We start from the raw sequence: 21,635 nt of genomic DNA, 5'->3' as shown, positions 1-21,635 counted from the left end.
ACCTCCCTTGATTAGTTAGTTGGCACTATATTTTTCACTGCTTTCTGCAACCATTGTCAGATCTACAGCCTGTGCGTATTCTTGCTCCACAGGTACTCGAATTTCACCAGACATGAGTTTGGGGAGCAGGGTGTCTCTAAGATTTGATAATATTTGATTTTCATTTGCATTGTTTAATAGGGAGGAAAATATACCTTCAACTATATTGTCGAATCGCATCACTAAATCAAGATTGGGTATTATGGTTTTCAAACTTTGAAATGTAGATACTGTTATTGCATCAAACACAGCCCCAGTAGCACTTTTTTTGATTTTATTAATTAATTGTTGAGTTTGAAGGAAAATATATTTTTGAGTATATCCATTCTTCGAAACTAATGCATAGCATGATTGATTCATTGCCATATCTCTGCCTGCAATTGCAAGTTTGCCTACTGTTCCCCTAGCAGTAATGAATACCGTACCCATTTCATATAACTTACTGTTACATTTTGAGAGGCCCTCATCAGTAACCTTTTTTTCTGTATCAATTACATGGAATGAATTTGTGGTATCCTTTGGAGTGAAAAATGGTATTTCCCCATTCCAGTATTCAGAAATTCCTGTTTTAGGAGTACCTCCGCTTTGAACATTGAATATGTCTGTTGCTATTCCAACCTTCCACCCTTTAGGAATTAACCCAAATTCACTTTCCTCAAGCTCACCACCGCTGGGCTTATAGGGTTCTCCATTTTCATTCGGAAACTCAAAATCCACAAACCATTGCTTAAAAACAGCCTGAGCCATTTCTTCAAGATTTTTATTGATGGCGTTATTTAGTTGGATTTTTTTGTCCAATTCAGCTAAAATTTTACCTATTTGTCGTTGTTCCTGTATAGATGGAAGCAATAAAGAATATTCTAATATTCTCTTGGGTGCAGTATGTTTCACAGTGGATCCCGTGGATGTTGAAAGAACATGATGTCTATATGCTCTTGTACAAAGACTGTAATACAAAAAAGTTTGATCAATCTTGTCCGGTTGGCTGAGGACAACCTTACCAATTCTTTGATTATGGAGAAATTGTTTTCCGGTAAGTTTATCAATTAAAGCCGGGAACCCTAAGCTATCACCATTCTTACTTAAATCTGTCATTGAAATAATCAGATCATCTTTTTGTAGTATATAGTCTTCGGGTACAAATGCTTCCTCCTTGTAGTACTTATATTTACTATCATTGAATCCTCCTCCAACTTTAAAATTACCTGGTGTCAATAGGATATTTGACGTTTCCACCTCAGAAAAAAACTCTCCTTGAAATGCATATCCGTGCCTAATGCTAATTAGATCTAATAGCTTTACCTCTTCCCATCTTTGATCATTAGAACTCAAACCCAATCCCCCCAAGCTGCTTGCGAATCTCATTCTCCAAGTGAAGGGACTTAGTGAATTGCTCAGCTAATTCTGCCGTTAGCCGAACCATTTTATCCTCAAATGGTTCGCTATCTTCCTCGACATCTTCAATTCCAACATACCGACCAGGTGTTAGAATATATTCGTGCTCTTGAACTTCTACAAGTTTCGTTGCTTTGCAAAAACCTTTAACATCCTCATAATCTCCCGCATCAACCTGACCGCGCCAAGCATGATATATATCTGAAATTGTCTTGATATCCTCGGTGGTTAGCTCTTTATGGGTTCTATCCACCATCTGCCCCATTTTGCGTGCGTCAATAAATAGGATTTCTCCACGGCGGTCACGTTGTCCTTTAGGAGCTTTGTTCTTGGCCATAAACCACAGGCAAACTGGGATTTGCGTCGAATAAAACAACTGCCCTGGCAAAGTGACGATGCAATCCACCAAATCCTCAGTGACTAGCTTACTGCGAATCTCAAATTCTGCAGTTGTGCTCGTGGACATCGAACCATTGGCGAGTACAAAACCAGCCACACCACTAGGAGCAAGTTTATTTACCATGTGCTGAATCCAAGCATAGTTGGCATTCCCAACAGGCGGAATTCCATAGGCCCAACGAGCATCGTCTGTCAGTCTAGCCCCGCCCCAGTCACTGATATTAAACGGAGGATTGGCTAATATGTAATCCGCCTTTAAGTTTTTGTGCAGGTCATTATGAAACGTATCTGCGTGATGCTCACCCAAGTTGCTGTCAAGTCCGCGAATCGCTAAGTTCATCTTGCACAATTTCCAAGTAGTTGGGTTTGATTCCTGACCATATACCGCAATATCGCCAAGCTTACCTTGGTGTTCCTCTACAAACTTCTCGCTTTGAACAAACATCCCGCCTGAACCACAGCAAGGATCATAAACACGGCCTTTGAAGGGTTCGATCATCGCTACTAGTAGCTGAACAACGCTATTCGGGGTGTAGAATTCGCCGCCGTTTTTACCTTCTGCGCTTGCAAATTTACTCAAGAAGTATTCGTATACCCGACCGAGTACATCTTTGGAGCGACTTGCTTCATCACCGACTTTGAACGAGAATAAGTCAATAACTTCGCCGAGCCGTGTTTTATCAAGTGCGGGTCTAGCATAATCCTTTGGCAACACACCTTTAAGCGAGGGATTTTCTTTCTCGATGTCGATCATTGCTTGGTCGATAATTTGACCGATTTCTGGTTTTTTGGCATTACTCTTAATGTTGCTCCAGCGCGCATCCTTTGGTACCCAGAATATATTTGCCGCTATGTATTCATCCCGATCTTCTGGATCTGCATAGGGTTCATTTTTAAGTGACTCGAATTTCTCCTCAAATGCATCTGAAACATATTTCAGGAATAACAAACCAAGCGCGACATGCTTGTATTCTGCGGAATCCATACTCCCACGCAGTTTATCAGCCATACTCCATAATTTCTCTTCAAATCCTATATTAGCAGTTGCCATGTCTTCTTGGTCCTCCTCAGTATAGTTCACCGTAAAGTTGATTTTTCACTTGCTCCCAACGGGTTGTTGCCTCTTGGACAATCGTTTTGTATCGTTCTTTTTCTTCGTTATATCTATCAATTCGATCTCTTTGTTCCTTCTTCGTGAGAAGAGGAATTTCAATCTCCGCCAAATCTGCCGGATTCAAATTCATAACCGTTGTCCCGCGTTGAAAGCTCTGAATAAGCGTTGACCCAACAGGACTTTCCAGAAACATCTTCGCATATTGACTTAGAATTGTTGATTTGAAACGAATAACGATAATATTCGCAGATGCAATGACTATCCCTTCAGACTCCGGAAATACTGCCAGTTTGTTCACCGTTCCCCGGCAGGTCATTACCAAGTCATCCTTGAGAATCTCGTAGCGTCTAACCTTCCGCTCTTCCTCATCAATCGTTTCTAGTTCGTCTAGAATGACTTCGCCGTCATCCAAATTAGAGATGTTCAGCACCCTAATGCTTCCTGCCTTTAAATTTTGTTTCAGGATGGATTTGCCCCGAAAAATTTCTGCTACGTCCCGTAGTTTCACCTTAGGAACAACAGCTTGCTGGAACACGTGTAACAAGTCGTGATCTTCTTCCAATAACATGTCAATTCGCCAATTATCCAGCATTAGAAACTGCTCAGAATGGATGTTGATTTCCCGTTCAGTGACCAACGTCATCTTCTGGAGCTGTAATCGACCTAGAAGTACATCTTTTACTGGAGAACTTCCAAACTCTACTTGGTAAGTCTTGATGGAAGTGAAGGGACGAAACAACCCATCAGGAAGCAAATTAATATTACAGACTGGGACTATTCCATTCGTTTGCTTGCGCCATGTCGCGATACTACCCGATTGAAACATCATCCGTGCGGGGAAAGTTACACTAATCTTACCGCCCTCCTGCAAGAGCGGAATAAGATGATTAACTGCCACGCCCTCGGAGTCCCGAATGATTACATCATTATCTTCATCCATTTTCATACCGAAATTTGGAATGGTAAGTATAGCCTCGAATTTTTCTGTTAACGGCAACGGATGATAAATTGATCCTTGAATGATATTAACGTTGTGATATGGTTCAAAGTAGGTCTTAAGAAGTTTTGCGAAAATATAGTTTTCTGTGAGTAGCGTTATCCGGAAGGGTTGCTTGAAACACTGCGTGTCCACAAGCCCTCGAATATATTTCTCTGTCTCCGTGATGAGAAGAGATCGATAATGATGCCGATCGCACATAGTTACAAACCTATCCATGATACCAGAATGAACGATGATACCTCCGGTAACCCGATCTTGCTGTAACGTCTGAAGGGCATATTCCAACAAGTCGATATCCTTCCCAGCTTGATACAGTTTATAAAATAAACTTTGATCACCTGGGAAATGCCCTAATTCTCTTTCGCCTACATATTCCTTCATCCATCGAAACAATACTTCCGGCTCTAGAAGACTCTGGTAAGCTTCTCCTTGTTGTTCCAACATACTTTTAGTCTGAGTAACTCTTACTGCCTCCCGTAGTAATTGATCCCGGGAGCTAATATCATGAAGTAAACAGATATTCCAGAACGATTCTATCAATTTATCACCCTCTAGCACTAGGAACTTACACCTAAATAATACCACAATATATTCTAGTATTACAATACTAAAAAATAATTTCGTCTGGGTTCATTATGTTATTATTTTTCGTGCAAGTCGTTGCACCCAATCCCTTATGCCATCACTCTGGTAGTGCTTAACCTTTTCGACACTCATATTGTTGCATCGATTTAGAACATACTGATCCCAGTGACACTCTTTTCAACTAGACTCTCGAGAAGTAACTTAATATTCCGCTCAATAATTCTAAATGAAGATTGATCAGTTGATCGAAGGATAAGCGTTGATATTGACCAGTCATCCGGTCTTGCAACTTCGACAACGAAAGTTGTTGCCGTACCGTATGTGATTTGGGCTACTGCACAAGTCCTACGTGCACCGTTCGTACAAACAGAAAACCGTTTACCAGGAGGAACTCTAAATACTGACATTTTGACGTTACAGAACATATATTAACATTAACTTAATTTCCAGTATTTAAATGTAGTACATTTAATCGAAGTGTTTCTACAACTGGGAAATTGGAGAACATCATAATTATGAGACGTGTTTTTCAAACTAGAAATATAAAGCTTCAAGCGTATTTAGACTCTTGTAACTCGACACTTACATAATACTAAAATGAATCTGGTTTCCTGTAATTCTTCCTCTGATGAAACTATACATCTAGCAAATTCGTATTTTGTATTAAACAATTAAAGTCATGAGGAGAGAACAATGAATACATACTACGAGATTATTAAAGAGTACAAGAGGGAGTTTTCAACGAAAAAATTCGCAAGAAAATATTTATCTTCTATATGGATTTTTCGCATGGGTATTCAAGCAACTATAGCAATAACAATTGCAATCTGGGGAGTAACAAATGATTACGACTTTTATATAATTCCTTATTTATCATTGGTATAATAATGTGGCAGTTTTTAAGAAAATTAAAAAAAATTGATAATGAACTCCTAAGGAAAATGAATAAACTAAGATTGCAACATCTACTCTTAAAATTCAATCTTTTAATTGTTGATCAGCCACAACTGAGTAGATTAAGGATATTACACCTCATAACAATAATGAATCGAGAACTAAATCGAAAAAAAGTAAGTTCTCGAATTACTGGTTCAATTTTATTTATAATTCCTATAGCAATTAAATTTTTATTGGTAAAAGTTAAGTGGGAGCATAACCTTAATACTACAGAATGGCTAATAATAATTACTTTTATTATAATGATCTTTGGTTTTATTATGATGATATTCCCTTTAATTCAGCTTCTCTTAGATAGAGGACATCAGAAAGAAATTGAATTTAGAAATTGGCTAGATGAACTTATGTTAACCTCGGATTTTTCTCTTGAAAATGAATAACGCTCATTTTGGGGAAATTATTGTGCAAATGAAAGAGGCTAATTGAGGGTAAAAACCAAAGAAAAAACAAGAGATATCGATCGACCAAAATCACATTAGAATAGATTTAGTAAGGAAGTAACATTCTGAAATTCTTGTCCTTTTCCGGTTGTTTAAAAGTAAATAATTCTTGAGATTAAAAATACCGATGATGTAAAAACATCATCGGTATTTTTTCCAAACTTTCTTTACTGGTTCCCAACTTTTCGCACCGGAAAAATTAGTTCCGAACCATCTTTACCCTACTCCACCGTCACACTCTTCGCCAAATTACGTGGTTTATCCACGTCATGACCCAGAGCCAAGGAAGCGTAGTAAGCCAGCAATTGCAGCGTAACTACAGACAAAGTTGCAGTCAGCAGAGGCAATGTCTTAGGAATCACAAAGGCTTGGTCAACCGATCTAAGCAGGTCAGTTACATTCTCTTCATGAGTGATTGCCAGTACGTCTGCGCCGCGGGCTTTCACTTCTTTGATGTTACTTACAGTTTTTTCGAGGACGGATTCTACAGTTGCCAGGGCAATAACAGGGACGCCTTCTTCGATTAGAGCCAATGTACCGTGCTTCAATTCGCCGGCAGCATAAGCTTCGGAGTGAATATAAGAGATTTCTTTCAGCTTCAGCGAACCTTCTTGAGCAACTGCGTAATCTACGCCGCGGCCGATGAAGAACAGGTGCTTATGCTTGGAGATTTGCTCTGCATAGTTTTTAATAGCTTCTTTTTGAGCCAAAATTTCTTCCACTTGCTCTGGCAGAGCTTGCATAGCTGTAAGAATCTCAGCCACTTGCTCTTCGCTTTGTGTGCCGCGTACTTCAGCCATATACAAGCCTAGCAGAGTAAATGCGATCAGCTGTGATGTGTAGGCTTTAGTAGAAGCAACCGCAATTTCAGGTCCAGCAAGGGTTACGAGAACATCATTAGCTTCCCGGGCAATGGAGCTGCCCACTACGTTAGTGATTGCCAATACATGAGCGCCGTTTGCTTGGCCTTCACGCAGAGCAGCCAACGTATCCGCAGTTTCACCGGATTGGCTGACAACAATAACCAAAGTCTCAGGAGTTACAATTGGTGAACGGTAACGATACTCTGAAGCAATGTCATTTTCTACAGGAATACGTACCAAGGTTTCAATCAAGCTGCGTCCTACAAGACCTGCGTTATAGGCAGTACCGCAAGCTACGATTTGAACATTGCGAATGTTCTTGATCTGTTCAACAGTCAAGTTCAACTCTGGAAGAATAACCTTGTTGCCTTCTGCATTAATACGGCCACGCATAGTATCGCGGTATGCCTTAGGCTGTTCGTGAATTTCTTTCAACATGAAATGCTCGTAGCCGCCTTTTTCTGCCGTTACAGCATCCCAATCGACAGTAATCATTTCCCGAGAAATAAAGTTGCCTTCTATCGTCATCAGTTCGACAGCATCCCGTGTCAGGACTGCCATTTCGCCGTCGTTCAAAATATATACGTTGCGGGTATATTCGAGCAAAGCAGGAATATCAGACCCGATAAAGTTTTCACCTTCGCCAAGACCGATAATCAAAGGACTAGCCTGACGCACAGCCACCAGTTTATCTGGTTCGTACTCTGTTAATACGCCCAGTGCAAACGCACCACGCATGTGAGTGATAGCTTTTTGTACCGCTTTGACAATATCTCCGTCATATTCGCGAGCGACCAGGTGAGAAATAACCTCAGTGTCGGTTTCAGACGAGAAGTGGCAGCCTGCAGCCATCAGTTCTTCCTTCAGATCCAGATAGTTTTCGACAATACCGTTGTGAACAACAGAGAACTTCTGGCTTGAATCCGTATGTGGATGGGAGTTCGCATCAGAAGGTTTACCGTGCGTAGCCCAACGTGTGTGTCCAATCCCTGCGCTGCCTGTTAATGGGCTAGTTTCCAATCTTGCTTCCAAGTTCGCCAAGCGACCCTGCGCCTTAACAACTTGCAATCCTGCTGAAGTGAACACCGCAATACCCGCGGAATCATACCCACGATACTCCAACTTTCTTAAGCCTGAAACCAAGATACCTTGAGAATTCTGATTACCAATATATCCGACAATACCACACATTATTATTTCCCCCGTCCAATTAGTCGTAATGTGGCGGCGTAAGGAAAGAAACGTGCCGTGCAGCATGTTTTGAGAAAAAGCATATATTCTGTTGTCATTCGCTCAACAAAATAAACTGTTCATAATTATCACTCATGAAATGTACAGACTTCTCCCCTGCCGCGGCAGACCGCTCTTGCTCCTAAATACGCACACCCATGAATATTCATTTTCTGCTGCACCCACGAGAGCGTTGTGTGAAAGGTCGCCCTTCCATTTTCCGCTTTCGTTTACGGCTCTGGTACATCACCGGGAGGTCCCCGCCGAACATTTCGAACACCTCCACCTCGTCAGCTTACATCTGCCGTGATCCGGTTCAGCCCAGCCTTGACAGGCAATCATTGGCTTTCCCTTTTCTCCCGCGCAAGACCAAGCTCTGGCGCTTGTGTAACAAACCTTACGATCCTCGCTTTCCTTCTTGAATGACACTTTATCTATTATATGCACCTTACATCGCTTTGGCAATGACCTGTAGATTATTTACATTTTAAAAAAGCCGATGATGCGAAGTTTAGCCTCCGCACACCGGCCATTCATGGAATAGGATATAAATTAGACTAGTTCACGTTGTACTACTTCTACAATCTGTCCTACAAATTGATCAAGTTCATCCTTATTAGGACCTTCCGCCATCACACGAATCAAAGGCTCCGTACCGGATGGACGCACAAGCACACGGCCATTGTCGCCAAGCTTGCCTTCAACTTCTATAATAGCCGCTTCAATAGCTGGATTATTCGGATAATTCGTTTTATCCTGTACACGCACATTCACAAGTACTTGCGGATATTTGGTCATCATCGACTTCAAATCGCTTAGCTTCTTTCCAGAAGCCTTCAAGGTATCCACCAGTTGAATAGCGGTCAGAATACCATCGCCTGTAGTATTGTAATCCAAGAAAATAACATGTCCGGACTGCTCTCCGCCCAGATTATAGCCCCCACGACGCATTTCTTCCATTACATAACGGTCACCTACAGCCGTCTTAGCAGTGTTCAGCGACAATTTCTCAGTGGCTTTGTAAAAACCAATGTTACTCATTACGGTCGAGACAATCGTTCCATCCTTCAGCTTGCCGGCGCGGTTCATGGCATCTCCGCAGATACAGAGAATAAAGTCACCGTCCACTTCTTCCCCATGATTATCAATGGCAATCAGACGATCCGCATCTCCATCAAAAGCTAGTCCCAGATCAGCATTGTGTCGTAATACTTCCGCACGCAGCGTCTCCGGATGTGTGGAACCGAATCCATCGTTGATGTTCAGACCATTAGGCTCAGCTCCGATGGCGATAACTTCAGCGCCAAGCTCTCTGAATAATCTAGGTGCAAGCTCATAGGCTGCGCCATGAGCGCAGTCCAACACGATTTTGATATCTTTAAAATTGTTGGATACCGTTGTTTTCAAATAATCCAGATACAGATATTTGGAGTCATTATCGATAGTGACTGTACCAAGACCTGACCCTACAGGACGAGGAAGCTCGTCTTTTTCGGCATCCATCAGTTCTTCAATCCGCAATTCGGTCTCATCCGTAAGCTTGAAGCCATCTCCACCAAAGAACTTAATCCCGTTATCTTCTACCGGATTATGTGAGGCAGAAATCATAACACCTGCATCAGCTTTTAATAAACGCGTAATATACGCAACGGCAGGTGTACTTACAACACCTATACGGATAACATCTGCCCCAATGGACAGCATACCGGCTACAAGGGCTGACTCCAGCAAAGGTCCAGAAATACGTGTATCCATTCCAATAACTACTTTCGGCTTCTCCACGTTACCTGCTAATACATATCCTCCACAGCGACCAATACTATAAGCCATTTCTGCAGTCAATTCCTGGTTTGCGACTCCGCGCACACCGTCAGTTCCGAAATACTTTCCCATATCTGTTCTCCTTTTATTATGCTGCTACAGCTTAATGAATTATTGTATGGCTAAATGTCTATTATGTGTAGAACTGTGCTGTAAAAATAGACGTTAGAATATAAAAAAAGTTACGTTCCCCCAGTACTGCTGGTATCTCCGGCACTTGAACTACCATTAACAGCACCGCTATTCTCACTTTTACCTGCTGAAGGAGTTGCAGTCACTCCGGGAACAGGCTCACTGTGAGTTGGCTGCACACTAGGAGTGTTACCCCCGCCTGACACGGGTTCTGAGCTTGGCATTGGAGTGCTGTTGTCTACGTTAGGAGTTGCCGAATTTACCGGTGCTGGCTGCCCCTTAAGTTCAACGGTTGCAACGAGGCGTTCTCCCGAATTGTTCAAAGTCACAAATCTTGGCAACGACACTTGAAGCGATACTTCATGGATTCCGGCGGTCAGTCCACTAAGATTCGCGACAACATTTATACTATCCTGATCCAATTGATCCAGCAAAGTCGGTGATCCCGACAATGTCAGCGTAACAGCTTCATTAGTAGGATTAGTAACAGTGGCCTGTAGGCCGGGTCCTAATCCTTGCAGAGTCACCGGAATACCTTCAATGGTGCGCTGAGCGACTTCTGAGACTGATATCGTAACATTTAACATCCCGGGTTCAAGTTTCTGTGTTCCGGCTGGCGGAGTCAAATCCATCGCCCTCTGCGTCGTGCCGGCAGAGTCAAATGAACCTAGGTCAATTAAGGCTTCATAAGATGTAATGGATGCCAAGGCTTCCTCGAATCCATAGACAACAATACTATTGATTTCTGGTGTTACCCTTGAGAGCACTAAGGAATCCGGAAGTTGTCCGGTAAAGCCAATATCGAGCGGTACACTTTTGAAAGGTAGAGTGATTGGCAATTCCACAGATACGGTAGAGGGCACTATAACGGCATCCTTTATTTCGTTCCCAGCACTATCATACGCAATCAGCTTCATTTTCTTTTCTTTAAAAGTCTCGTTCTCACCCTCAAGCTCTATAGTTCCCTGAACTTTCGCTACCCTGCTGAGCTCACTGTCGGAAAGCGTAACCTCCGCGGTTCCCACGGGCTGAATAACCGGCGTACCGAGTTGGTAACCTTCAGCTGGCTTACCCTTAGTAACAACTGTTATAGGAAAAGACTTGGTATTGCGCAGCTCAATATGAACGTTGACCTCCTGCGGAGTCATAGAGACAAGATCGACACCATTAGGTAAAGAAGGCGTTAAAGGAATAGTTAACGTACCTGGCTTAACATTACTTAAATCAAGCGTGACCTTATAAGCATCAGAGAACACATAGTTAATGTCTGAGCTTTTACCGCGCACTTCCATCCTCACACTGCTCGCATCTAAAGGATCAAGCACATACTTGTCCTCATCAAATCCGGATACTTCTATTTTTACATTCTCTATTATTTTTGTGCTCATGCTTGCGGCAGTTTGGGTATTGGGCGCAGTATCAATATGAACCATCGTCCAAAGGATAATCCCGATCGCAAGTGCAAGGATTTTATTAAAGTTATTGTTCTTCATCCACTTATCCATGGCTGTTGTCCCCCTTCCGTTTCCAGAAAGCAGAACTTTTGTCCTTAAGCGGTGAAGTTGCCCGCAGTTCTTCGTAAAGCTTGGATATGAGTGATTCTTCCTTAATGTCCCGCACGATTTGCCCATTTATGGCTAGTGAGATCTGGCCGGTCTCCTCGGATACAACAACAGAAACGGAATCGGCGACTTCACTAATACCTATCGCAGCACGATGCCGTGTACCCAGCTCTTTACTGATAAACGGGTTCTCCGAAAGTGGCAGATAACAAGCAGCAGCAGCTATTTGGTTGCCCTGCATAATTAGCGCCCCATCGTGAAGAGGTGTATTAGGAATGAAAATATTAATCAACAGCTCCGAGCTGACCACAGACTGCATGGGAATACCGGACTCCGTATATTCATTAAGTCCAGTTGATCTTTCAAACACAATTAATGCGCCTATTTTTCTACGTGCTAAATAATTCACGGCTTTAATAACTTCACCAATTAATTTGCTAATCTCTTCATCACTTTCAGCTGAACGTCCGAAGAACTTCCCCCTCCCCAGCTGTTCTAGCCCTCGCCTCAGCTCCGGTTGAAAGATGATGAATATGGCTAGTACTCCAAACGTAAACATCTGATTCATCAACCATTTGAGCGTATACAAATCTAAAAGAGTGCTAAGCGCCCAAATGACGACCAGCACCAAAATACCCTTCAGTAGCTGAACCGCCCGGGTTCCACGTACCATATTGAGTACTTTGTAAATAATGTAGCTGACAATTAAAATATCAATTATATCTTTAATGGACTCTTTCCATGTCATATCTGTAAAGTAGCTCATAGTGTCAAACCCCCGTCATTTCATATTAGCTGGGTTTATGTAATATATCTGTTATGTGTATCATACTTAGGTTATAACGTTCACGCTCCGGTTGCAAGTTTAGCGTGAGAGTTGTCATCCTTGGGAGTTTATGACAACAAAAAAGCGCCATCTTTCCGGAAAAAGAGGCGCAGATGATATTCCTGTTAAACAATCGCTTGTACTTAACGGTAGGCGACATCAGAGAACATATTCGTCACTTTATACCAGAGCCAACTTACCGCTTGGTCTATGCTTTTGACTTGCCCCGAGATATGGGCGGTTGAAGCTTGATACAATGAACCGTCAATAACGGTAACATTGCCGTTTACATCCCCGTATACTTGGGCTTTACCGTTCTCAACCGTAAGATTCCCGGTGATCGTTTTGCCGGAAGGTACAATTACTGTATCTCCCTTAATTACAACCTGATCCAGGTCACTACCTTTTACCACCAGCTGTCCGTCCTGATTCCAGAATGTGACGGAGCTAAGTAGCATCACCACGAGAAACAATGAAGCCGCAGTAAGTGCAGGATGACTTCTGATCCAGCTGATAAAACGACGATCTTTCTTGGCTATCGGCAGCGAGTTCATAATTCGATGAGCGAGTTCATCCGAGGCAACTGGGCTATTGTGCATAAGCGAGAACATCAGCATATCTGTCTGTTCTAGTTCTTTGAACTTTACTCGGCAATCCGGACAGGATATAAGATGCTCCTTCAATTCCCGTTTCTGCTGATCGGGCAAGTCGTCATCCAGGTAGTCATGCATCATAGAGACGGCCAGTTTGCATTCCATAGGAGCCAATCCTTTCATGAGTGCTATTTAATTAATATCCGAAGACAGTTTATATGAGTCTTGCATAACTTACATACGTGGTTAAACAGAAGACGTTTCACATAAATGAATGAAATTTTACATTTTCGGAGCCAATTTTTTACGTAAAAATTCACGTCCGCGGTGTACACGGGTTTTAATTGTCGTTACAGGCATGTCCAGCACATCACTAATCTCCTGAAGCGACAAATCCTGCAGATACCTTAAAATCATGACCGACCTATATTTCACAGGTAAACTATCAATAGCCTCATAAATCATGGTTTGAGTCTCTGATAGCAACAATTCCGTTTCAGGTGTCACATTATCGCTTGGAATCATGGAATAGCCGTCAATGCCCTCCTGATCGTTCATTTCGGCGTCCAGAGAATAGGTTGGCTTCCTCTTGCGCAGCCGATCAATACACAGGTTAGTTGCAATACGGTAAATCCATGTCGAAAATTTCTGTTTATCATCATAACGATCCAAATTTCTGTACACGCGCAAAAAAGTCTCCTGAACAACATCTTCCGCCTCATGGCGATTATTCAGCATCCGATACGCCAGATGATATATTTTGTCTTTATATAGTTCCACAAGTTCGGCAAATGCTCTTTGATCACCATTTAAGGCGAGCTTTGTCAATCTGCCTTCCACATTCTCCACCTGCTAACTCCCCCAGACTTGCCGTCCTTGGTATGTAAGGAATACACCTATCCACGGTACAAGCAATTAAAGCGTAATTCAAGTTTGGATAAAAATCAAGATATGTATTGTTACCTTCTATATAAAATGTCTAAAATATAGCAGCAGCGATTTCAGGTAATTATGACGTTATTCCTAAGAATGTTGGACCTCCGGTCGCTGTTATCCTCTGATTTCTTGATCTAAACCGCAATTTGCGGTTGAAATCAGAGGTTAAAGGCGAACGCTTACGCTTCTCCAGTCCCAAGCCTTCTCTACATTACTCCATCACTGGAATAAAAAGCCCGCTGCTTTTCTCCAAATTACATTTTGGTAACAATTGAGGGAGCAGTGAGATAGAAGCTGCGGTGAACACTCAGCTTCTATCTAGGCTGAAACACAAAAAAACCGTCCGCCCATTAATTACGGACGGACGGTTCTTGTATCTAATTCATCAGCCCGTATTACGAAGGCCGGCAGCAATACCATTAATAGTCAAGAGTACCTCACGCAGCAGCTCTGGGTCATCCCCATCGCCATCACGCAGTTCTCTAAGCTCAGACAGTAATTGCACTTGTAAATAACTGAGCGGATCTACATACGGGTTACGAAGACGAATTGACTCTTGGATAACAGGTACATTATCCAAAATGTCCTGCTGGCCTGTGATTTTTAGAATCAGCTCAGAGGTTAGTTTGAACTCCTCTTCAATCTGTCCAAAAATCCGCAGACGAGCTTCCTCGTTCTTACCCATACTTGCATATTCCCTAGCAATGACCAAATCAGCCTTGGAGATCGCCATTTGAAGAGTATCGACTAAGGTAGTGAAGAATGAGAAGTTCTCATACATGTGTCGCATGATCATCAGATTCTCCTCCTGCCCGTCATAGAAACTCTGAAGGCCGGTGCCGGCCGCATACCAGGCAGGGAGCAAGTAACGGCTTTGCGTCCATGCAAATACCCAAGGAATGGCCCGGAGATCCTCGAAACGGTCACTGTTCTTGCGCTTGGAAGGACGAGAGCCGATATTCAACTCACCCACCTCAGGCAGAGGAGTCGACTCTTTAAAATAAGTAAGGAAATCCGGATCACGGAAAATCAAATCCTGATATTTTTTAAGTGATACTTCAGAAATACGGGCAACGATTTCTTCCCACTTGGATTCATACAGATCCGTTTGCGGAGTTTTGGCATGTATAGCTGCCGTTACCAATGCAGAGGTTGCCTGCTCCAAGCTTCGGTAAGCAATACCGCGCATAGAATAACGTGAAGAAATTACTTCGCCTTGCTCCGTAATCTTAATCCCGCCACCAATTGTTGATGCCGGCTGTGCCAAGATACTGCGGTTCAGCGGCATTCCGCCGCGTCCGAGCGCTCCACCGCGTCCGTGGAAGAATTTCAACTTAATGCCGAACTTATCGGCTGTAGCCGTGATCTGCTTCAGGGCGACACGCAGCTCCCAGTTCGCGGTAACCACACCGCCGTCTTTATTACTGTCGGAATATCCAAGCATAATCTCCTGTAAATCATTCATGGCGGTTACAGCCTGACGATAAATAGGCATACTCAGGAGCGTATCCATAATTTGCGGAGCTTCATGAAGATCTTCAATAGTTTCGAATAAAGGTACCGCCTGCAGTGTACATACTACTGTGCCATCTTTATCCTTGCGGAACAGCCCTACTTCTTTAGCAAAAACCATTACCTCAAGAATATCGCTTGCGGCCTCTGACATACTAATTAAGTAGCTGGTTATACACTGTTTGCCATATTCGTCCTGCGCTTTGAATACCGTTCTGTATACTTCCAGACATTCCTCTGTACTCTCAGTATAAACCTGATAAGGGGATGTCAGCGGACGAGGATCATTTAGCAAACCCTCAAGGAGTGCGATTTTTTCCTCTTCCGGCAGTTCAGCATAATTTTCTGCGATGTTCATTTTTGCTAAAATCTCAGTCATCGCATTTTCATGTTCCTGACTGTGCTGACGAATGTCGAGGGTAGCCGTGTGGAATCCAAACAGCTCCACTTGGCGGATGAGCTTCTTAATATAGGTATCAGCCACATAGTCTGCATAGTGGAAGCGTAGACTGCGGTCAATTACATTTAAATCATGTATAAAATCTTCTGGTGAAGAATACCGTTCCGGTGTCCCTTTTTTCTCATCGTCCAAGACGTTTTGAGTTTTGGAGATCATATAGCTCAGCTTGATCCGGTAAGGCTCATGATCATTACGCCAAGCGTCGACCGGGTTCAGGTTGATGATGGCTCGATCCTGCTCAATAGATTCAGCAAGTTCAGGAGTCACATCAATAATACTTGTACTGAAACTCAAGTAACGCATAAGCTCTCTCATGATCCGTTGATATTCCCGTATGGCGAGCTTGCGCTGCATCCGAAGCGTCTGCAGAGTTACGGAAGAGGTTACGGATGGATTACCGTCACGGTCGCCCCCGATCCATGAACCAAAGCGCAGATACGTAGGAACATGCCAATTCTGACCAGGATAGTATTTACTTAAACAACGCTCAAGTTCCTGATAAACATCCGGCAGGACGTGAAAAATCGTCTCATGGAAATAATACATCCCATTTCGAACCTCATCGAGCACAGTCGGTTTACGATCACGCAGCTCATCGGTCTGCCATAATGTTATTACTTCATTTAATAGCTTCTCACGAAGCTGCTCACGTTCCCGGAAGGTTAATGTAGGGTTATCCAGCCCCATGACATCATCAGATATCCGCTTGTGAATATCTAATATCGCCCGTCTCATAGCCTCAGTCGGATGAGCAGTCATCACTAGTTCCAATGACAGGCCTTTAATAATCTCTTCGACCTCATTATGCGAAAAATCACGTTCCCGCAATTCTTGGATGGCGCTCTCTATAGACCCAGGTTGAACCGTTTCCCCGGCTGAACGTTCATAATCCCGTTTCCGGCGGATTCGGTGATTCTGTTCTGCTATATTCACCAATTGAAAATAAATGGCGAACGCCCGTATAACCTGATGGCGGTTATCCGGATCAAGAGAACTGATCAACTCTTTAAATTCACTGTGCAGTTCAGGCAAAAACAATGAGCGCAACGATTTACTGGTTTCTCGGATTTTCTCAACAATCTCCAGCAATTCATTCCCGCCTTGATGTACCAAGACCTCGCCCAAGATATTCCCCAAGAACCGTACGTCCCGCCGCAGCAGATTGTTTGAATTGCTTTTGCTAACGGTAGTCGTAAGTTCGGTCATGCTGCTCCCCCCATCCTCTTCCGGATCAATGTCTTAACATTGTCTATTAAAAAGCTTTCCTCATATCATACAATAAAACAAATCGAAAATCTTCAACTTTATTGCGCGGTAAAGCGGCAGAGCACTTTAAAGATTATACACCATTATGACTATTTATGCAGTTCTTATTATTAATATAAATATGTATTTATGATGGCTGAAGAGACAGTAGTTTATGTAAGCTTTTAATCCAGCATGAACAAAAAAAGCCAGCTCCGTGAGCTGGCTTTTTTTGTTTCGACTAAGTCATATGAGAGTATTGATAGCGGGCTCTATTTTCGCTGTGAAAATTCTATATATTAATGTAGGTTTATAATTTACTATCCCCCGTAAAACCTGGTCTGTCCTTAAAAGCCAGCTCAAATAATCCAGTAGCCGAGAGTCCCGCTATAGCTCCAGCCCAGAGACGTAAAATAATGTCCAAATGTGTAAATGGACCGGAGGCGGCGCCGACTATTAGCCCTATTACTAGCCCAGTAATTGGCACGGCATTTCGGGGAATAGAGATGCTTTTTTTGACCAACTGAACCAGCGCCAGAACAAATACTGACAATACTGATGCAAAGCTTAATACATGATTTAAGACGTCATTATTCATCTTTGTAATCCTCCATAGCTTAATAATGGCTTATTTTTCTTCATAACGGCTGGTAATTTTGACAGTTTGGGTCGTGGAATCGTAGCTTATCTTCGCTCCTAACGCTTTCGCCAGAGCTCGAACCGGAACATATGTGATCCCGTTTTCCAGTATTCCATCAGCCACTTTCACTCCGTTCACCTGTATAACCGCCGTCACGACTTTTTCCACCGATTGTGCGTCTCTTGCCTTAATGGTTGCATAAGCCGCATTAATTGCACCCTCTGACGGCTTCGTACCGCCCCTCAGTTCCGCAAGAGTTAGCCCGAATGTCATTTGCAAATGGGGGTAGTCTTTAAAACTGGACCAATCACCGCCCCACTCAAACCCGAGCGCCTTGGCCTGCTGTACAACCTCCTGCCAATCAGCCGTCATATCACCGTCGCCGTCGCGACACTTATCCCAGGATACTGCTGTACCACTAGGCAAGAGCAGGGCAAAATCAATAGCCAGCCCATAGTTATGATAGCTGTAGCCTTCCTTTGCGTTGGTTACAATAACCCCGGGCTTTGTACGTCCTTGCGCATATAGCGCAGCCTGCTCGGCAATCGTCCGTAGGCCTTGGGTGATCAGGATAGGAACACCGCTTGAATAACAACGCTCAATCAGCAGCGTAGCAGCACTCAGTACTACGGGATGAAGTCCGGCAAGCCGGGTTGAACATTTACTTTTAATTTGGGTCAGGTTCAGCATATTTACCTCCTTTTCAATGGGACTCATTCCGAGTCCCCTTTTCTCTTTATTGCGCGGCGTTCACTGATATCGTTTTTGATCTCGCGAACATCCTCTGACAGTCTTTCATATTGCCTCGCCAGCTTTTCAAACTGTGCTGAGATTTCATCAATAAAAGACATGAGCTTCCCCTCACGAGCATGCGCATCGTCTTGATTCCGCTGGGATTCTTTCAGTTGGTACATATACAGCGATATAAACAGCACCGCCCAAAGGCTATCTTTTAACGCGGCGTTGATAAGATTCGTTTCCATTCTTTCACCTCCATAAAAATAAAAAAAGGCCGAGCTGTTGCCCGACCTCTTCTATTTTTCTCACTATACTGTTACAGACGGCTTGCCATCTGTGCCTGAACCTATCGCCTCCAGCTCTGCTTTAACGGCTGGCTGCAAGCTTGCTGGAACTTGCGCAAAAGTCTTAAAACCTTTTACGATCAAAGAAACGTATACTGTGACCATTGCCTCACCTCCTCTTTGAATGCAGAAATGGAACCGAATAAAGGCTCCTTTGAATGCTATTTTTGAGTAATAAAAAAGGAGCCATTTTTTCTGGCTCCCTTAAACATTGAATGCGAGCAGCTGCTCATAAACGTCAACAAGTGCAAGCTGCATACTTGTGGTCTCAGCCTGTGCGCTGAGCAATTGTTCGAAGGTATCCGCAAAGGCCATTTGTGTATTCAGCACATCCGATTCTAGTGTCTTCACCTTTTCGGACAGTGCAGGCTGTGGCGGTGTTACCTCTCCCGGTGTTTGTGGGTCGGGATAACTGAATAGAAGCTCTTTGGTTACTGGGTCGATACCCTTTAGCTGTCCCGTTTGAAAGTCTTGCGCGTAGTCTCCGTATTCTAATTCGATAACGTCTACGGTGTTGCGTACACGCTCCGCAAGGTTTACGTATACTTCAAAGTCTTGATCAAGGGTAGTTTCTACTACGTTACCAGAACGTTCTCCCGTGTCTTGAATAATGATTCCAACTTCTTTATCAAAGTATATATTTCTACCGATGTTCATAATAATACGTCCTCCTTTTCATTCATATGCAAACCATGCGTAGGAATAACCGCCTGCTACTACAGGCATTTTAAAACCACCAACATTAGAATATGCAACCGTATCGCCTTTAAAATTTTGCACCACGCTGGAATCATACCCGTTATTATACCAATTGAATACTTTAACTGATTTTGCATAATAATTATCGCTTATGTGGTCTTCATAAATTGTGTAGCTACTACCGCCCCCGGTCATCATCAAAAATATCACTCTTGGTTGAAATGACAATCCCGAAACAGATACAGAGGGCATAGTTGCACCCGTACTATTATTCACGTACCAAAACGTTTCAGAACCCGATGAGGTAGTGGTGCCCGTTGCCATCCTTTTTCCCTCTACCAACGTTCCTACTACCCCATATATCCAAGTACCATTTCGGATATTTGACGCTATAATGTTTGTGTCTGCTCTCGCTTGCGCGGCTGAAATTCGTATGTCAGCTTGCCCTGCTATACCTCCCTGAACGGTATATCCACCTAACGGTGTACGAGCATATAAGTAATTTCCGTCCCATGCGGAACTTGTGGCATCCGTTAAACCTGTTTTTGCTGCCATCGTACCCGTTACCCCGGCAATCGTGGTATCATTCAGCACCTTAGCAGCCGGAACCGCTACCCCAGCAACAGTAATCGCTGTATCATAGATCCCGGCTGGCTTGACGATATTTGACGCGGTAGGCGTAACCGTTCCACCTGTTTGCACCACCAGCGATCCGACAATATCTCCGGCATCGGTAGCCGCTTTTTTTCCTGCCCGGATATCTCCAGCTAGTGCATCGCCAGCGCCACCCGAGCTATCTGCCAAAAAATCCGTTCCAACTTTACGGAACATGTAAGGCTTTCCGGCGAGCAGTTTTCCTGCTGCATACGCTACGCCCTTTTGATCTTTGAGCGCGACTGCCCCGAGACCGTTGACATTCAGTGTTGGGCTTGCCCCGTTTGTAACATTCGGAACAATAGTAATCCCGAATCCCTCCACTACGCTCGTAGGAGCTGGAGTCAGAGTGGCCGTATAAGCCGACAATGTACCAGCTGTTGCCGCATATCCTGGTTGACGAACATAGTCAACAATTCCTGTCTTTGTATTAATTTGTGTTTGAATTGCACTTGTCACGCCGTCCAGATATCCGAACTCGGCATTTGAAACCGTTCCTGTCCCAATCTTTGTCGCATCAATTCCTGCTGCAGCGTTCACATCAGCATTGACAATCACACCAGCAGCAATCGCAGTCACACCGTCTCCCGTGCTTGTCACGTCTCCGGTGTGGTTTGGATGGGTGTAGTTGTTCGCCCCTGTGGCGATGCCCGCTAGCTTTGTTTTCTCAGTTGCAGTGTAATCGTTGGTAGACAGCTGTTTACCCGTAATCTTCTCTACCTTTCCATTCACGGCAGTATCCAGGATATCCATATTGCCGTTTAGGTCTGCAATGTCTACTAGGTCAGTACCCTCCGGCTTCTTCAGCCCTAAATTACCTGTTGTTTGCATAGTTCACTCTCCTATCCATAAGTTCTAAGTTCGTTCCAGGTCTTCGCACCTGCTGTATTCCATGAAATAGAACTGAGCGCTGACCAGAACGTGTAGGTGTATACAAATTCGTACGCCAAATGCGCAGGCTTAATCTCCTCAATCATCTGGATTAACCCGGCCATGTTCGGGGGAATGCCCAAAATGCCGACAAATCGGACGATAAACCGATATTCCTCTGGCACCTCTTCTAACAGAACATCACCGCCGGAAAAAGCCGATGCCGTTCGCTGTATCATTTCCGGTGTTGTCGTCCCCGAGCCGCGTAACTTAGCCGTTATCATTTCTCGCCGACTAACGAAAGACTTCGAAGGGTCTGTGCTTAACCCAAGTTCTGACTCCCAACGCCCAAGACTCCAGGTAGCTGATTCAATGAACGCCTGATTAAGCACATTTATGGAGCTGGATTTCAGGCTTCCTATCTCAATTCCGATTGTCTCCTGCAGCTCCTCCATTTCCTGAACACCTTGATAATAGGGCAGCAAGTACTTCATAAGATCTACCGCTTCAAGGTTTTCGGAATCTACTGTGTCTTCGGCAGTAAATAGTAATGTACTGTATAAAGAGTTTCCGTAGCTCAA

Annotated in this window: 17 protein-coding genes; all 17 read right to left on the bottom strand. The window is 43.6% G+C overall.

What is annotated here, in order from left to right:
• Window positions 1–15: 15 nt before the first annotated feature.
• The 17 genes from J2T20_RS20435 to J2T20_RS20355 all read right to left on the bottom strand — a co-directional run bounded on the left by J2T20_RS20435 (window position 16) and on the right by J2T20_RS20355 (window position 21,635).
• Complete coding sequence (locus J2T20_RS20435) at window positions 16–1,371, bottom strand: restriction endonuclease subunit S (RefSeq protein WP_307591173.1); 1,356 nt, start codon at window positions 1,369–1,371, stop codon at window positions 16–18.
• Entirely contained in the window at window positions 1,361–2,884 is a 1,524-nt protein-coding gene (locus J2T20_RS20430) for a class I SAM-dependent DNA methyltransferase (protein ID WP_307591172.1), read from the bottom strand. Before J2T20_RS20430 ends, J2T20_RS20435 begins: the two co-directional genes overlap by 11 nt.
• A 16-nt stretch (window positions 2,885–2,900) precedes the next feature.
• Window positions 2,901–4,505, bottom strand: coding sequence for a restriction endonuclease subunit S (locus J2T20_RS20425; protein ID WP_307591171.1), 1,605 nt, complete (start codon window positions 4,503–4,505; stop codon window positions 2,901–2,903).
• A 1,645-nt stretch (window positions 4,506–6,150) separates the two neighbouring features.
• On the bottom strand, window positions 6,151–7,983 hold the full coding sequence (glmS, locus tag J2T20_RS20420; RefSeq protein WP_307591170.1) for a glutamine--fructose-6-phosphate transaminase (isomerizing): 1,833 nt from the start codon (window positions 7,981–7,983) through the stop codon (window positions 6,151–6,153).
• A gap of 591 nt (window positions 7,984–8,574) precedes the next feature.
• Window positions 8,575–9,915: a phosphoglucosamine mutase gene (gene glmM, locus J2T20_RS20415; RefSeq protein WP_307591169.1), complete on the bottom strand. Its 1,341-nt coding sequence runs from the start codon at window positions 9,913–9,915 to the stop codon at window positions 8,575–8,577.
• Window positions 9,916–10,025: 110 nt separating this feature from the next.
• The gene (locus J2T20_RS20410) at window positions 10,026–11,480 is read right to left on the bottom strand and encodes a CdaR family protein (protein ID WP_307591168.1); all 1,455 of its coding nucleotides are present in this window, start codon (window positions 11,478–11,480) and stop codon (window positions 10,026–10,028) included.
• On the bottom strand, window positions 11,473–12,303 hold the full coding sequence (gene cdaA, locus J2T20_RS20405; RefSeq protein WP_307591167.1) for a diadenylate cyclase CdaA: 831 nt from the start codon (window positions 12,301–12,303) through the stop codon (window positions 11,473–11,475). The genes J2T20_RS20410 and cdaA overlap by 8 nt, the downstream gene beginning before the upstream one ends.
• Before the next feature lie 203 nt (window positions 12,304–12,506).
• Window positions 12,507–13,121, bottom strand: a complete 615-nt coding sequence (locus J2T20_RS20400) for a zf-HC2 domain-containing protein (protein WP_307591166.1) — start codon at window positions 13,119–13,121, stop codon at window positions 12,507–12,509.
• 117 nt (window positions 13,122–13,238) lie between these two features.
• Window positions 13,239–13,805: an RNA polymerase sigma factor SigW gene (gene sigW / locus J2T20_RS20395; protein ID WP_307591165.1), complete on the bottom strand. Its 567-nt coding sequence runs from the start codon at window positions 13,803–13,805 to the stop codon at window positions 13,239–13,241.
• A gap of 472 nt (window positions 13,806–14,277) precedes the next feature.
• Entirely contained in the window at window positions 14,278–17,070 is a 2,793-nt protein-coding gene (gene ppc, locus J2T20_RS20390; RefSeq protein ID WP_307591164.1) for a phosphoenolpyruvate carboxylase, read from the bottom strand.
• Between the two features lie 349 nt (window positions 17,071–17,419).
• Window positions 17,420–17,707: a holin gene (locus J2T20_RS20385; RefSeq protein WP_307591163.1), complete on the bottom strand. Its 288-nt coding sequence runs from the start codon at window positions 17,705–17,707 to the stop codon at window positions 17,420–17,422.
• 30 nt (window positions 17,708–17,737) lie between these two features.
• On the bottom strand, window positions 17,738–18,466 hold the full coding sequence (locus J2T20_RS20380; RefSeq protein ID WP_307591162.1) for a M15 family metallopeptidase: 729 nt from the start codon (window positions 18,464–18,466) through the stop codon (window positions 17,738–17,740).
• Window positions 18,463–18,732: a BhlA/UviB family holin-like peptide gene (locus J2T20_RS20375; protein ID WP_307591161.1), complete on the bottom strand. Its 270-nt coding sequence runs from the start codon at window positions 18,730–18,732 to the stop codon at window positions 18,463–18,465. Before J2T20_RS20375 ends, J2T20_RS20380 begins: the two co-directional genes overlap by 4 nt.
• Before the next feature lie 63 nt (window positions 18,733–18,795).
• Entirely contained in the window at window positions 18,796–18,936 is a 141-nt protein-coding gene (locus J2T20_RS20370; RefSeq protein WP_307591160.1) for a CD1375 family protein, read from the bottom strand.
• 99 nt (window positions 18,937–19,035) lie between these two features.
• Window positions 19,036–19,488: a hypothetical protein gene (locus J2T20_RS20365; RefSeq protein WP_307591159.1), complete on the bottom strand. Its 453-nt coding sequence runs from the start codon at window positions 19,486–19,488 to the stop codon at window positions 19,036–19,038.
• A gap of 18 nt (window positions 19,489–19,506) precedes the next feature.
• Window positions 19,507–21,015 (bottom strand): hypothetical protein, encoded by a 1,509-nt coding sequence (locus J2T20_RS20360; RefSeq protein ID WP_307591158.1) that lies wholly within the window; start codon window positions 21,013–21,015, stop codon window positions 19,507–19,509.
• Window positions 21,016–21,026: 11 nt separating this feature from the next.
• Window positions 21,027–21,635, bottom strand: coding sequence for a putative phage tail protein (locus J2T20_RS20355; RefSeq protein ID WP_307591157.1), 609 nt, complete (start codon window positions 21,633–21,635; stop codon window positions 21,027–21,029).

This window comes from Paenibacillus wynnii, assembly GCF_030812855.1.
Classification (GTDB): Bacteria; Bacillota; Bacilli; order Paenibacillales; family Paenibacillaceae; genus Paenibacillus_AQ; species Paenibacillus_AQ wynnii_A.
Note: the sequence above shows the minus strand (reverse complement) of the source record. Positions and strands in the feature narration are given on the sequence as shown.